The sequence below is a fragment of the Glutamicibacter sp. MOO4 genome (assembly GCF_056934395.1).
On the sequence record NZ_CM167800.1, the window covers coordinates 1,462,887 to 1,477,013 of the forward strand.

A 14,127-nucleotide genomic window follows, 5' to 3' on the forward strand; every position below is an offset into this window, starting at 1 on the left:
ATGGCCCAACGACAACGCCGTGTGCTGTCTGTTGCTTCCGAATGTGCACCGCTGGTCAAAACCGGCGGTCTGGCCGATGTAGTTGGCGCCCTGCCCGCTGCCCTACTACCGCTGGGATGGCGCACCCGCATCTTGATGCCCGCTTATCCTGGCGTGCTGGAGCAGGTAGGGCGTACCCGACGAATTTGGCGAGAAGAGAACCTTTTTGGCGGCCCAGCCTCAGTCCGGACCGGTCGCTACGAAGGCCTAGACCTGCTGTTGCTGGATGCGCCGCATCTCTTTGACCGGCCCGGCGGCCCGTACGTGGTTGATGGGCACGACCATCACGATAACCATGTACGTTTTGCCGCACTGTCTTGGGTGGCTGCGCGGATTGCAATCGAGGGAACGAGTGATCGTTGGCGCCCCGATGTGGTGCACGCCCACGATTGGCAGGCCGGGCTGGTGCCTTCCTACCTGAAGTATGCCGGCTCCTCGATCCCAAGCCTGCTGACCATCCACAACATTGCCTTCCAAGGCGTTTTTGGTCCCGATCAACTCGATGCACTGCACCTTCCCACCTGGGACTTCCATTCGGAGGCCTTGGAGTACCACGGGCTGGTCAGCACGCTGAAGGCGGGACTGGTTCATGCCTCACAGGTGAGCACCGTGAGCCCGAGTTATGCTCAGGAGCTGACCCGCGCGGAGTTCGGCTTTGGGCTTGAGGGTGTAGTGTCCATGCGGAGCGAGCGCGGCGAGCTCAAGGGCATCCTCAATGGCATTGATACCGAAGTCTGGAACCCTGCCACGGATCCGATGGTTACCAACTACAGCGCGGTGGATTCAACGGCCAAGGCAGAAAACCGTCAAGCGCTGCTCGACGAGTTCTCTCTCGAAAATCCTTCTGGTCCGTTGGCTGTGGTGGTCACCAGACTCACCCATCAAAAGGGTGTAGACCTGTTGCTGGAGAAGCTACCGACCTTCATCGAATCCGGTGGTGCAGTCATCGTACTGGGTTCCGGCGACCCAGGCTACGAATATGCCCTGGGCGAGCTAGCGGCCCGCTATCCAGGCTCGGTGGGATTGCACATCGGTTATGACGAACGGCTGAGCCACCGGTTATATGCCGGAGCAGATTTAGTGTTGGTTCCTTCACGCTTTGAACCGTGCGGGCTGACCCAGCTAATCGGGCTGCGCTACGGCGCTATTCCGTTGGTGGCCGCGACCGGTGGTCTGTGTGACACCGTCGTGGATGCCACGCCAGAGAATCTGGCAAATGGGACTGCCACCGGTTTCACCTTCAGTGACATCGATGCCGGAGGCTTGGGCTTTGCCCTAGGCCGAGCAGTGGACTTGTATGCCGATACTCAAGCCTGGGAGCGCCTGCGCGATCAGGGGTTGAACACCCCGGTGGACTGGGGCACATCGGCGGCCGTCTATGCTCAGCTATTTACGGAACTCATCTCATGACCAGAACCCCGGCGGGCACGGCGTCCCCCGGCCGCTCCTGGCCGCTAGGTGTCACCGTGGATTCTTCCGGGATTAACGTTGCCGTCTACGCGCCTTTGGCCACCGCGCTTTACTTTTGTCTGTTCTCCGATAATGATCAGGAGCCCGAGCAGCGCCTTGCTCTCCCCTACCGTCAAGATGGCATTTGGCATGCCCATTTTGCCGGCCTAGGGGCGGGCGCGCGCTATGGGCTGCGCGCCGACGGTGAGTTCCGGCCGAACGAGGGCTTGCGCTTTAACGTCAACAAATTGCTCATCGACCCTTATGCTCGGTCGTTGGACCGTCCGGTGCGCTATCACGAACTGATGGAAGGCACCGAGCCGGCAGAAAACGAAGAGCTCGAACTTGTGCTGGATCAGCGCGACAGTGCCACGGTGGTACCTCACGGCATCATTACCGCGACGCCCACGGGACCGGAGCCTGCCAGCAACCGCCCAGGCCACGACCTGGCTGATCTGGTGATTTACGAGACTCATCTGAAAGGCATCTCGGCTGCGCATCCAAGCGTTCCCGAGCAGTTACGTGGAACCTATGCCGGCATGGGCCATCCAGCGGTGATTGAACACCTCGTTTCCTTGGGTGTTAATGCCGTGGAACTTCTGCCGGTGCAGACCTTCCTCGACGATGCACACATCGTTGAGAAAGAGCTGCGCAACTATTGGGGTTATCAGCCGGTGGCGTGGTTCGCTCCGGAACCGCGCTATGCCCAAAATAATGCGATCGCTGAGCTTCGCCAACTGGTTTATACCCTGCATGAAGCTGGCATCGAAGTCATTCTTGACGTGGTGTACAACCACAGCGGCGAAGGCGGAGATCAAGGTCCAACGCTGAATCTTCGTGGTCTGGATAATGCTGGCTACTTTCGGTTAGCCGAAGATCAGCGCCACTACATTAACGACGCCGGAACCGGCAATACGCTGGCGGTTGATACCCCGATAGTGCTGCGCATGGTGATGGACAGCCTGCGCTACTGGGCACAAACTTTCGGCGTTGACGGTTTCCGCTTCGACCTGGCCACCGCGGTAGCGAGAGGCCCCGAAGGCTTTAACCCGGAAGGCAGCTTCCTGCAGGCCATCGCCCAAGATCCGGTGCTCGCCGAGCTGAAGCTCATTGCCGAACCGTGGGATCTTGGTCCGGGCGGTTACCAGTTGGGCAACTTCCCTGCCCCCTTCGCTCAGTGGAACGATCGCTTCCGCGATGGGGTACGTCGGGCTTGGCGTGGCGAAGTGCTCGGTGAAGCCAACTTCGGTTCCTTACTATTGGGTTCCGCGGACCTCTTTGATGACTCCGGTCGCACTACCCTCGCGGGAGTGAACTTCATCAGCGCCCATGACGGGTTCACCTTGCGTGATACCGTCTCGTATGCGCAGAAGCATAACGAGGCCAATGGAGAGGAGAATCGGGATGGCCACGGTGAGAACTACTCCGATAACCATGGAGTAGAAGGACCGACCGACGACCCGGAGATCGTTGCGGCGCGCAGCTTGCGTGTGCGCGCGATGCTCGCCACCCTGCTTTTGGCACAGGGTGTGCCTATGCTTCTGGCGGGCGATGAACTGGGCAATAGCCAGTCGGGCAATAACAACGCCTACGCTCAGGACAATGAGTTGGGGTGGATCGACTGGTCTGAACCAGACTGGGAGCTGATCAGCTATGTACGTCAGCTCATTGATGTACGCCGGCGACTCCCGTTGCTGCGCCAGCGTGGCTTCTTGCACGGAAAGGTGCGCGCCGACGGGTTTAAGGACGTGCGTTGGTTATGCCCGGATGGATCTGCTCCCACCGCCGAGCACTGGAAAGATCCGGCCTTCCGTTCGTTGGCTCTCCAGCTTCGCGGTTGCGCCCAGGATCCACGCGGTGAAGAACTCACCGGTAGTGTGCTGATCATTTTCAACTTTGGCGACCACTGCGACTTTGCGCTTCCTGCGGAGGGCGAAGCTCAATGGAAGATCGAGTTGGACAGCGCCGAGCCTGAACACTCGGCGGACGCGGTGGACGCAGTGACAGAGAGTTACGCTGCCAAGGCTCATAGCGTTGTGGTGCTCAGTACCGGTCTTTAGCGCGCACGTTGTTAAACTCAATGGGCGCCTTCCACATGATGTGGAAGGCGCCCATTGGCAGCTGATGATCTAAGGTTTGCTTAGGCCTCGGCGCTGAACCTCAGGACTAGGGCTAGGCCGATAATCACGGCGCCCCAGACAAGACCAAGAATAATGGTGATGCGATTCAGGTTGCGCTCGGCAACGCCTGAAGAGCCCATAGAGCTGGTCATGCCGCCGCCGAACATGTCCGACATACCGCCACCACGACCCTTATGAAGCAGGATCAGGAGGGTTAGCAGGACACTTGTGATGCCCAGCAGTACCTGCAGGATGATCTTGATAATATCCAAGTCGACGGTTCCTTAGCTAGATTCAGTCGGTTACGAGGTGTTGCTCGAACCTGACAATATTAGCAAACTCTTCAGCGTCGAGGCTGGCTCCGCCAACCAACACGCCGTCAACGTCACGCTCGCGCATGATCGCTGCCGTGTTCGCAGCCTTAACACTACCGCCATAGAGCAGCTGAGTCTTCTCAGCGATTTCTTGGCCGTAACGCTGGGCAAGTGCACCGCGAATTGCTGCACACATTTCCTGAGCATCTGCAGGACCTGCAACTTCACCGGTACCGATGGCCCACACTGGCTCGTAAGCGATGACCAGGTTTTCTGCCTGTTCAGCGCTCACGCCTTCCAGCGATTCAGCCAACTGGTTCAAGGTGAACTCTACGTGCTCCGCAGCCTTACGAACTTCCAAGCCTTCTCCAACGCAAAGCATTGGGGTCAGCTCGTGACGGTAAGCAGCCGCCAACTTGGTAGCAATTACGTCGTTCGTTTCGTTGTGGTATTCACGACGCTCGGAGTGACCTACCAAAACGTAGGTGCAACCGAGCTTCTTCAGGAACTGGCCCGAAATTTCGCCGGTGTACGCACCCGAATCCTGTGCAGACAAATCCTGAGCGCCGTAAACGACGTCCAGCTTGTCGCCCAGAACCAAGGTCTGAACACCACGGATGTCCGTGAATGGCGGGAATACTGCAACTTGCGCACGATCGTAGTTGTGCTCGTGGTCCTTGAGGGTCCACGCAAGCTTCTGGACTAGGGTGATGCCCTGGACGTGGTCCATGTTCATCTTCCAGTTGCCAGCGATCAGCGGCTGGCGCACAAAGGCGCCGTTCTGCGAAATGGTCATTTCTTAACCTTCCAATGCGGCAACGCCCGGCAGGGTCTTGCCTTCGAGGTACTCCAAGGATGCTCCGCCACCGGTGGAGATATGACCGAAGTCGTCCTCCGAGAAGCCCAGGGCACGTACGGCTGCGGCTGAATCGCCACCGCCGACAACGCTGAACGCTTCCGAGTTGGCCAGTGCCTGAGCAACAGTGCGGGTACCTTCAGCGAATGCCGGGATCTCGAATACGCCCATTGGGCCATTCCAGAACACGGTATTTGCGCTGGTGATGTAGCTTGCAAACTGCTCTGCCGACTTAGGTCCGATATCCAGGCCCAATCCGTTGGAACCGAAGCTCGCTTCTTCGATCTTGTCAGCTGGCAAGATTTCGTGTGCGGCGTCGGCACCAAACTTCTCGGCGACTACAACGTCAACAGGAACGATGATCTCGCAACCGAGCTGCTCAGCGCGCTTGAGGTAATCTTCGCAGACGGAAATCTGGTCTTCTTCAAGCAACGAGCCGCCAATGGCGTAGCCCTGAGCCTTGAGGAAGGTGAAAGCCATGCCGCCACCGATCAGCAACTGATCGGCCTTACCCAGCAGGTTGTCAATAACTGCAAGCTTGTCCGAAACCTTAGAACCACCCAGAACCACCACATAGGGGCGCTTAGGAGATTCAGTCAAGGTCTTGAGAACCTTGACTTCGGTTGCAACGAGGTCACCCTGGTAGCTAGGGAGCAAGCTTGCGATGTCATAAACCGAAGCGTGCTTGCGGTGTACGGCGCCAAAAGCGTCGTTCACGTAAGCGCCGTTTTCGCCGGTCAGAGCAGCCAATTCCTTGGCGAACTCTTCGCGTTCTGCGTCAACCTTAGAGGTTTCGCGAGCATCGAAGCGAACATTTTCAAGAACCAGTACAGAACCTTCAGCAAGGTCTGCCGCGGCCTTGCGAGCGGATTCGCCCACAACATCCTCGGCAACCGTTACATCAAAGTCGGCAAGTTCGTTCAAGCGCTGTGCTGCAGGTGCGATCGAGTACTTCGCATCGAACTGCCCCTTAGGGCGGCCCAGGTGCGCCATAACAATGACCTTTGCACCTGCTTCAACTAGCTTGGTGATGACCGGCAAAGATGCGCGTACGCGGCCGTCATCGGTCACAGTTGCACCGTCGAGCGGCACATTCAGGTCACTGCGGACCAGAACGTGCCGTCCGCGGACACCGTTGTCAGCGATCAATTCGTCAATAGTGTGAGAAGACATATCTCTAGGTTATCGACTAGAGGCTTGATCCCACGAATCCGACAAGGTCAACAAGTCGTGAGGAGTAGCCCCACTCGTTGTCGTACCACGAAACAACCTTCACGCTGTTGCCCATAACGATGGTCAGACCGGAGTCGAAGATCGAGGAGTGTGGGTTGGTGACGATGTCAGTGGAAACCAGTGGATCAGTCGAGTACTCCAGAACGTCCTTCAAAGCACCTTCAGAAGCAGCCTTCTCGAATGCAGCATTGATTTCTTCAACGGTTGCGGTGCGAGCAAGGTTGACGGTGAGGTCAGTTGCCGAGCCGGTTGGAACTGGAACGCGCATTGCGTAACCGTGCAGCTTGCCCTTGAGCTCTGGCATTACTACGCCGATAGCCTTAGCAGCACCGGTCGAAGTAGGGATCAGGTTCAATGCAGCAGCACGTGCACGACGCGGGTCGCTGTGAGGTGCATCCTGCAGGCGCTGGTCAGCGGTGTATGCGTGGATGGTGGTCATCAGGCCATCAACAATGCCGAACTCATCGTTCAGAACCTTGGCCAGTGGGGCCAAGCAGTTGGTGGTGCATGATGCGTTCGAGATGATGTTGTGGTTTGCAGGATCGTACTTGTCCTGGTTAACACCCATCACGATGGTGATGTCTTCATCGGAGGCCGGAGCCGAGATGATAACCTTCTTTGCACCGGCGGTGATGTGCTTGCCGGCGTCTGCACCCTTGGTGAAGAAACCAGTCGACTCGATGACGACGTCGACGTTCAATTCACCCCATGGAAGGTTTGCTGGATCGCGCTCGGAAAGTACCTTGATGCGACGTTCTCCGACAACGATGGTGTCACCATCTACGGATACTGCCTCGCCCACTGGGCCGAGTACAGAGTCAAACTTCACCAGGTGAGCAAGCGAATCGATTGAACCAAGGTCGTTGACGGCGACAATTTCGATGTCTGCCTTGTGTGCCAATACTGCACGCAGGAAGTTGCGTCCGATACGGCCAAAACCATTGATACCAACACGAGTTGTCACGTGACTATCTCCTCTAAACGGGATGATTGTGCCACGACCGTCCGCAAACGGAAGTGGCCTTCTTTGAAGGACACTCCGTTGTGCCGTGCTTTGCGGATCCCAGTGGATCACCGGGATCCGCAACACACTTGAAACATACTACGCTATTTAAGCGCAGAATGTGAGCTAACTTACCAGATTACTTATTTACCTGGAACGATTAGCGAAGCTGCACCCTTACGAGCTGCTTCAAAACGTGCCTGAACGTCTGCCCAGTTCACGATGTTCCAGAAAGCCTTAACGTAGTCAGCCTTCACGTTGACGTAGTCCAGGTAGAAGGCATGCTCCCACATGTCCAGCATCAGCAGTGGGGTGGTTGCCACTGGAATGTTGCCCTGCTGATCGTAGAGCTGCTCGATAACCAGCTGGCCACCAAGTGCGTCGTACGCCAGTACAGCCCAGCCCGAGCCCTGCAGGCTCATTGCTGCTGCGGTGAAGTGAGCGCGGAAGTTATCGAAGGAGCCGAAGAACTCATCGATTGCTGCGGACAGCTCGCCCTCTGGCTTGTCGCCACCCTCTGGGGACAGGTTGTTCCAGAAGATCGAGTGGTTGGTGTGTCCACCCAAGTGGAATGCCAGGTCCTTGGACAACTTCGGGATGTTACCGAATTCGCCCTTTTCGCGGGCTTCAGCCAGCTGTTCCAGTGCCGAGTTAGCGCCAGCAACGTAAGTTGCGTGGTGCTTGGAGTGGTGCAGCTCCATGATGCGAGCCGAGATGTTTGGCTCGAGTGCAGCGTAGTCGTACTGCAGTTCTGGCAGTGAATATACAGCCATGATTCTCCTCAATTTTCTCTTTCGGATGAATCTCCGTAGGAGGGCTCCCACGGGGACATTTTTAATGTTCCAGTTCGTCTACTGGAACGCTGGACTCCGTGCCTGGTATTCCCAGATCACTGGCCTTCTTGTCAGCCATGGCCAACAAGCGACGAATTCGGCCAGCTATGGCGTCCTTAGTCATTGGGGGCTCAGCCATACGACCGAGCTCGTCGAGGGAAGCTTGTTTGTGCTCCAAGCGAAGCAGCCCAGCGTAGCGAAGGTGCTCAGGAACTTCCTCGCCAAGAATGCTCAGTGCGCGTTCTACGCGAGCGCCAGCAGCAACTGCTGCCTGGGCACTGCGACGCAGGTTGGCATCATCAAAGTTTGCCAGCCGGTTGGCCGTGGCACGAACTTCCTTACGCATGCGGCGTTCTTCCCACACCATCAACGCATCGTGGGCACCCATGCGGGTCAAAAGCTGCGCAATTGCGTCGCCGTCGCGGATCACCACACGGTCAACGCCGCGCACCTCGCGGGCCTTGACCGTCAGACCCAAACGTCGAGCCGCGCCAACAAGCGCCAAAGCTGCCTCTGGGCCGGGGCAAGTAATTTCCAATGCAGAACTGCGCCCGGGTTCGGTCAAGGAACCGTGCGATAAGAAGGCGCCGCGCCAGACTGCTTCAGCATCGGCCGTGGAACCGTTAACGATCACCGAAGGCAAACCTCGAACAGGTCGACCTCGCTGATCTAGTAGTCCAGTCTGCCGAGCGAGCACTTCTCCGTCTTTGGCGACGCGGACGATGTAACGACTACCCTTACGGATGCCGGAACCTGAGACCATAACGATCTCTGCCTCGTGGCCGTACAACTCGCCGATGGCCATCTTAAGCCGACGGGCAGTTGCAGCGAGATCCACCTCAGCTTCAATGACAATTCGCCCGGAGACAATATGAAGTCCCCCGCTGAAGCGCAGCATCGTCGAAACCTCGGCCTTACGTACCGAAGGTTTGCGAATCTCTACTCGCGACAGCTCGTCTTTGACGGAAGCCGTCAATGCCATGAATCAAACTCCCTTACTAGGATCTTCCTAAGATCCGATCGCGGTAAACACCTCGTGATAGGCCGCCGCTAGTCGCAACGGGTCGTGCACTGCACGACCGTCAGATACTCCTACTGTACTAAAAAAGACGCGTGCACCCAGTTTTTGCGCTGCCAGCTCAAATCTCTGACGATTTACAATCTTGGATTCATCAGCAATAATCGCATCGAATTTTACTTCTGGCGCATAGCGGCTGAGCACTTCAAGATGCGCTGCAGCATCCATCCCGTTGGTCTCATCGGTATCCATCGACAAGTTCATCGTCAGCAGCTTTTTTGCTGTAGTTGACGCGATTGCCTGACGCATATCGGGCAACAGTAAATGTGGCAGCACCGAGGTGTACCAAGATCCCGGACCTAGGATGACCCAGTCGGCCAGCTCAATGGATTCCAAAGCCTCGGAGCATGCCGGCGCATCGGCTGGTTCCAAACGAACATTGGTGACCAAACCACCGGCTCCGGCGCGTGCCAGTTTCGCTTGACCTTCAATTCTTCGACGAACCAACGAGTCATTCTCATCGGATTCGAGCACATCCCCATGGATGGACAACGGCATGGTACTCATCGGCAGAACCTGACCGCGTGCGCCAAGCAACGCTCCAGCCCAACGTAGTCCTGCCACTGGATTATCCAAAAGTTCCCACAGGGCCAAAATCAGTAGGTTTCCTACCGCATGACCGTTCAGTGGCTCTTCAAGGTTCGCGTCTGATGCAAAGCGGTGTTGCATGACATCGCGCCAGGTTCGGCCCCAATCGGTGTCGTCACATAACGCAGCCAAAGCCATCCGCAAGTCCCCCGGTGGCAACACGTCAAAGGAGCCACGTAGGCGCCCTGAACTTCCACCGTCATCGGCCACGGTTACAACGGCGGTGAGCTCGGTAGTCAGTCGGCGTAGTGCCGACAGTGAGGAGGACAGACCGTGCCCTCCGCCCAATGCGACAACTGAAGGGTTGCGCTGATCGTCGCCTCGGGTTAGTCCCTGAATCGAAATGGGACCGGTTGCAAAGGCCATGTTTTTACTCGCGTCCTAGATCGCGGTGGCTGATGCTCACGCGAACGTTAGGGAACTGTGCCAATCGTCGGCCAAGTTCAATGGTGGTGGCAACCGAGCGGTGCTTTCCTCCGGTGCAGCCTACCGCAATGGTGGCATAGTGCTTATTTTCGCGGCGGTAGCCCTCAAATACAGGCTCAAGAGCTTTGAGGTAGTTCTCAATGAAGTCGCTAGTGCCTTCTTGGTTCAAGACGTAGTCAGAAACTTCTTTGTCCTGTCCGGTCTGGGGGCGCAACTCTGGAACCCAGTGTGGGTTAGGGATGAAGCGCACGTCGGCCACGTAGTTGGCATCGGTTGGAAGACCGTATTTGAAGCCAAAGCTCATGACATTGATGCGTAGGATGATCGGACCGGACTCACTAAAGAGCTCGGTCACCGAACGCGCCAGATCGTGCACCGACATCGTTGAAGAATCCAAGACGATTTCCGCGGCTTCGCGCAGCTGATCGGTGATACCGCGTTCCTTGGTAATCCCGTCAACAATTCGACCGTCACCCTGTAGCGGATGCGGGCGGCGACCCTGTTCAAATCGTCGGATCAGAACTTCATCGCTGGCGTTGAGATAGACCAGTCGGAATTTCACTCCGCTAGCTGTCAGGTTGGCTAGCGCGTCGCGAATCTCCGGGAACATTTCTTTGGAACGCACGTCCATGACTACGGCCATCTTGGGGATGGATCCCTGCGAACGGCTCATCATTTCAGTCAGCGGGCCAAGCATGGCCGGTGGCAGGTTCTCCACCACATACCAGCCCTGGTCTTCCAAGGCGTGGGCAACGGTGGTTCGACCGGCACCTGACATGCCAGTTACGATCACCAGTTCAGACTCAGGCGGTTTTACGGCTTCATACTCAGCGGTCATATTCCAAGGCTAGTCGACAATTTCGCCTGTCGTCATATTCACACCAGTAAGTGAAGCATCTTCGAGGGAGTCTTTGATGATTGTCGCAAGTTTCTCTCCCACCCCTGGGACTTCAACCAGTTCAGCAATACTTGCTGCACGGATCTTCTTCATGGAGCCAAAGTGCTTACGCAGCGCTGCTTGCTTAGCTTTGCCAAGACCTGGGACAGCGTCCAGATCAGAGGCAATCATGGACTTGGCACGCTTCTCACGGTGGAAGGTGATGGCGAATCGGTGCGCCTCATCGCGCAATCGTTGGACCAGGTACAGCGCATCAGAAGCGCGCGGAAGAATCACCGGGAACGGATCATCCGGTAGCCACAGTTCTTCCAAGCGCTTAGCTAGACCAACTACAGGTATATCGTCGATCCCCAGATCGTCCATGGCTTTTTGCGCGGCAGCAACCTGAGGCGGGCCACCATCCACGATCACCAATGACGGCGGGTAAGAGAACTTCTTTTTGGTGCTCTCCCCTATCTCATCCTCGGTCACCGCACCAGTTGCAAAGGAGGCAGGGTCAACCTTCTCTTTGAGGTAGCGGCTGAAGCGTCGGTAAATGACGTCGTACATGCTCGCGGTATCGTCGCGTGCGGCATCCCCAGTGATCGAGAACTTACGATATTCGCTCTTTTTCGGAAGCCCATCTTCAAAGACCACCATGGAGGCAACCACGTTGGTTCCCTGAGTATGCGACGCGTCGTAGCACTCAATACGCAGTAGTGCTTGTTGGGCACCCAGTGCTTCCTGGAGTTCCTGCATGGCCAAGGAACGGGTTGTGATGTCCCCTGCACGCTTGGACTTGTGAAGTCGAAGTGCCTGTTCCGCATTCTCTTTCACAGTCCCGGCCAACGCAGCCTTGTCGCCGCGTTGGGCAACGCGCAAAGAAACCTTGGAACCGCGTAGCTCTGAAAGCCACTGCGTCACGTCGTTAATGTCATCGGGTAGGGATGGCACAAGAATTTCACGAGGAATGCGGTCCGCGTGGTCAGCATAAATTTGGGTGAGCAATTGCTCAACAAATTCGGCGTCGGTTACGTCCGCGACCTTCTCAACAACCCAACCGCGCTGTGACCGGATTCGACCGTCTCGAACATGGAACACCTGAACGGATGCTTCCAATTCATCGCCGTGCACACCGAAAATATCGGCTTCAGTACGGTCGTCCAAAACCACTGCGTTTCGTTCAAAGACTCGCTTCAATGCGGCGATATCATCACGGTAGCGGGCGGCTTTTTCGTATTCCAATTCCGCTACAGCATCCTGCATTTTCACCGTTAGTGCCCTGGTGAACTTGGTTGCTTCGCCACCCATGAAGGTGCATAAATCATCGGCGAGCTGGCGGTGGTCTTCCTGGGAGATCCGGCCAACACAGGGTGCGGAACACTTGTCGATATATCCGAGCAGACACGGGCGCCCCGAGGCTTCTGCTCGTTTAAAGACACCAGGGGCGCAACTGCGCACAGGGAAGACACGTAGCAGGGTATCTAGAGTTTCGCGGATTGCTTTGGCGGGGTAAAAGGGGCCAAAGTATTTAACGCCCTTGCGCTTATCTCCACGCATGACCAACGCACGAGGGTATTTCTCGTTGAGCGTGATCGCAAGATAGGGATAAGACTTGTCGTCTCTGAAGACGATATTAAACCGCGGGTTGTATTCCTTGATCCAGACGTACTCCAGCTGCAGAGCTTCAAGCTCTGAACCAACAACGGTCCATTCCACGCTGCCTGCGGTGTAGACCATGGTCCGTGTTTTGGGCGTGAGCCGATCTGGATTGGCGAAGTAAGACGTCAGTCGATTGCGGAGAACTTTGGCTTTGCCAACATAAATCACCCGGCCGTGTTCGTCACGGAAACGATACACACCGGGGTTAGTTGGAATGTCCGAAGTTTTCGGACGGTAACTTGCTGGATCAGCCATGGGTCATTTCGCGTCTGGAGGTAACTGGTTGTATGAATCCACGCGTTCTTGACCGGACAGAGCGGCAATCGCATCCACGATCTGGTCAGTTGCCTGACGACGTTGCGGCAGCGGATGTTTGCGCCCCAGCTGGTCAAACTGCAGTGGTTCACCAAAACGAATCTGGAATTTTGCGGGCCTAAATCCTTTAGAACCTGCAGGCTGTAACTTTTCAGTACCAATCAGTCCGACAGGAACCACAGGAACACCAGTGGTTAGCGCAAGCCAACCCACACCGGTTCGACCGCGGTAGAGCTTACCGTCGCGCGAGCGGGTGCCCTCGGGATAGATTCCGATGCCCCCGCCTTCTTCGATGATCTCCACTAGTGAATCCAGGGCAGCCACCGAGGCAGCCTGCTCACCACGCTGTACTGGAATTGAGCCTACGGATTCGAAGAAAGTCTTCATCAACTTTCCTTTGACTCCGGGAGTTGTGAAATATTCTGCCTTCGCAAAAAATGCCACGTCGCGGGGCGTCAAGGCTTGGATAATGAGCGAGTCAAAGAAGGAGAGGTGGTTGGAGGCGACAATAAATCCGCCTTCCTTGGGGACGTTTTCAAGTCCGGTAACCTCGGCACGGCACACGCCATGGATGACGCCGCGAATCGAAGAACGGGTCATGGTGTAGATGCTCATTTATTTTGCACCTTCCTGCATGACGTTTGGTTCAAGTTCTAATGATTTAGCTGCCTGTTCCCCTAGCAGAGCTACGGCCAATTGCTGCGTGGTGTCTACTAGTAGGTCAGCATGGGAAAGTTCGTCCCCTTGAGCGAAGCCCCAAGCTACGCCGATGGATGAGACCGAATTTTCTCGTGCCGCATCCACATCGTAGTATCGATCGCCGATCACTACGCTGGACGACGCGTCCAACTCGGCGTCTTTCAATGCGGCAGCCACAATATGTGTCTTGCTTGAACCCATGGCGCCGTGTTCACCGTCGTTACCGTGGATTGCATCAAGGTGTTCGGTCAATCCCTTGCGGTCCAATAACAACCGGGCAATATTCACCGGTTTTGCCGTCGTGACCGCAACGTAGATATTCGCGCGACGCAGTGCCTGCAACAGCTCGATGATCCCGGGATACACCTTCGACTCATCCATGCCGACTTCTTCGTAGCGCGTACGGTAAGTGGCGATGATTTGATCGATGTTTGTGTCGGTGACGCCTTCAATGGTTCGAAGTCCCACTTGCAACGGTGGACCGACCAAAGCTTCAACTCGTGACTCCCCCGGATCGGCTAATCCGTGAGCCACAAGGGCATGGCGAATTCCCGAAGTAATGGCACCTGCGGGGTCCACGAGAGTCCCGTCAAGATCGAAGAGCGCACTTGTTACCGACATATTCACTTAGCTAT

The 14,127-nt window shown here is 56.4% G+C and carries 13 protein-coding genes; 2 read left to right on the top strand and 11 right to left on the bottom strand.

Annotated elements, in window-relative coordinates; all coding sequences use genetic code 11:
* On the top strand, positions 1-1,449 hold the full coding sequence (glgA, locus tag AC1Z3F_RS06790) for a glycogen synthase GlgA (RefSeq protein WP_483566843.1): 1,449 nt from the start codon (positions 1-3) through the stop codon (positions 1,447-1,449).
* Positions 1,446-3,548, top strand: coding sequence for a glycogen debranching protein GlgX (gene glgX / locus AC1Z3F_RS06795; RefSeq protein ID WP_483566844.1), 2,103 nt, complete (start codon positions 1,446-1,448; stop codon positions 3,546-3,548). The genes glgA and glgX overlap by 4 nt, the downstream gene beginning before the upstream one ends.
* Positions 3,549-3,628: 80 nt before the next feature.
* Here the strand turns inward: glgX and secG are convergent, their stop codons facing one another.
* The 11 genes from secG to AC1Z3F_RS06850 all read right to left on the bottom strand — a co-directional run bounded on the left by secG (position 3,629) and on the right by AC1Z3F_RS06850 (position 14,113).
* The gene (gene secG / locus AC1Z3F_RS06800) at positions 3,629-3,880 is read right to left on the bottom strand and encodes a preprotein translocase subunit SecG (RefSeq protein WP_131088422.1); all 252 of its coding nucleotides are present in this window, start codon (positions 3,878-3,880) and stop codon (positions 3,629-3,631) included.
* A gap of 22 nt (positions 3,881-3,902) precedes the next feature.
* Positions 3,903-4,718, bottom strand: coding sequence for a triose-phosphate isomerase (gene tpiA, locus AC1Z3F_RS06805; protein WP_131088423.1), 816 nt, complete (start codon positions 4,716-4,718; stop codon positions 3,903-3,905).
* A 3-nt stretch (positions 4,719-4,721) separates the two neighbouring features.
* Positions 4,722-5,951: a phosphoglycerate kinase gene (locus AC1Z3F_RS06810; protein ID WP_444613585.1), complete on the bottom strand. Its 1,230-nt coding sequence runs from the start codon at positions 5,949-5,951 to the stop codon at positions 4,722-4,724.
* A gap of 16 nt (positions 5,952-5,967) precedes the next feature.
* Complete coding sequence (gene gap, locus AC1Z3F_RS06815; protein ID WP_131088425.1) at positions 5,968-6,975, bottom strand: type I glyceraldehyde-3-phosphate dehydrogenase; 1,008 nt, start codon at positions 6,973-6,975, stop codon at positions 5,968-5,970.
* 182 nt (positions 6,976-7,157) lie between these two features.
* On the bottom strand, positions 7,158-7,787 hold the full coding sequence (locus AC1Z3F_RS06820; protein WP_131088426.1) for a superoxide dismutase: 630 nt from the start codon (positions 7,785-7,787) through the stop codon (positions 7,158-7,160).
* 61 nt (positions 7,788-7,848) lie between these two features.
* Positions 7,849-8,829, bottom strand: a complete 981-nt coding sequence (gene whiA / locus AC1Z3F_RS06825; RefSeq protein ID WP_131088427.1) for a DNA-binding protein WhiA — start codon at positions 8,827-8,829, stop codon at positions 7,849-7,851.
* A gap of 27 nt (positions 8,830-8,856) precedes the next feature.
* Positions 8,857-9,879 carry a gluconeogenesis factor YvcK family protein gene (locus tag AC1Z3F_RS06830; RefSeq protein ID WP_131088428.1) on the bottom strand — a complete coding sequence of 341 codons (1,023 nt, stop codon included), beginning with the start codon at positions 9,877-9,879 and terminating at the stop codon, positions 8,857-8,859.
* A 4-nt stretch (positions 9,880-9,883) separates the two neighbouring features.
* Positions 9,884-10,777 (bottom strand): RNase adapter RapZ, encoded by an 894-nt coding sequence (gene rapZ, locus AC1Z3F_RS06835; RefSeq protein ID WP_131088429.1) that lies wholly within the window; start codon positions 10,775-10,777, stop codon positions 9,884-9,886.
* 9 nt (positions 10,778-10,786) lie between these two features.
* Positions 10,787-12,733, bottom strand: coding sequence for an excinuclease ABC subunit UvrC (gene uvrC / locus AC1Z3F_RS06840; RefSeq protein WP_131088430.1), 1,947 nt, complete (start codon positions 12,731-12,733; stop codon positions 10,787-10,789).
* 3 nt (positions 12,734-12,736) lie between these two features.
* Positions 12,737-13,408: a lysophospholipid acyltransferase family protein gene (locus tag AC1Z3F_RS06845; protein ID WP_131088431.1), complete on the bottom strand. Its 672-nt coding sequence runs from the start codon at positions 13,406-13,408 to the stop codon at positions 12,737-12,739.
* Positions 13,409-14,113 (bottom strand): HAD hydrolase-like protein, encoded by a 705-nt coding sequence (locus tag AC1Z3F_RS06850; protein WP_483566845.1) that lies wholly within the window; start codon positions 14,111-14,113, stop codon positions 13,409-13,411. It lies immediately after the preceding gene.
* Between the last annotated feature and the right edge of the window lie 14 nt (positions 14,114-14,127).

Coding starts and splice junctions, on each gene's coding strand:
- whiA (WP_131088427.1), bottom strand. CDS start 8,829: ATGGCATTGACGGCTTCCGTCAAAGACGAGCTGTCGCGAGTAGAGATT.
- AC1Z3F_RS06845 (WP_131088431.1), bottom strand. CDS start 13,408: ATGAGCATCTACACCATGACCCGTTCTTCGATTCGCGGCGTCATCCAT.
- tpiA (WP_131088423.1), bottom strand. CDS start 4,718: ATGACCATTTCGCAGAACGGCGCCTTTGTGCGCCAGCCGCTGATCGCT.
- rapZ (WP_131088429.1), bottom strand. CDS start 10,777: ATGACCGCTGAGTATGAAGCCGTAAAACCGCCTGAGTCTGAACTGGTG.
- AC1Z3F_RS06820 (WP_131088426.1), bottom strand. CDS start 7,787: ATGGCTGTATATTCACTGCCAGAACTGCAGTACGACTACGCTGCACTC.
- AC1Z3F_RS06810 (WP_444613585.1), bottom strand. CDS start 5,951: ATGTCTTCTCACACTATTGACGAATTGATCGCTGACAACGGTGTCCGC.
- glgA (WP_483566843.1), top strand. CDS start 1: ATGGCCCAACGACAACGCCGTGTGCTGTCTGTTGCTTCCGAATGTGCA.
- glgX (WP_483566844.1), top strand. CDS start 1,446: ATGACCAGAACCCCGGCGGGCACGGCGTCCCCCGGCCGCTCCTGGCCG.
- AC1Z3F_RS06830 (WP_131088428.1), bottom strand. CDS start 9,879: ATGGCCTTTGCAACCGGTCCCATTTCGATTCAGGGACTAACCCGAGGC.
- uvrC (WP_131088430.1), bottom strand. CDS start 12,733: ATGGCTGATCCAGCAAGTTACCGTCCGAAAACTTCGGACATTCCAACT.
- AC1Z3F_RS06850 (WP_483566845.1), bottom strand. CDS start 14,113: ATGTCGGTAACAAGTGCGCTCTTCGATCTTGACGGGACTCTCGTGGAC.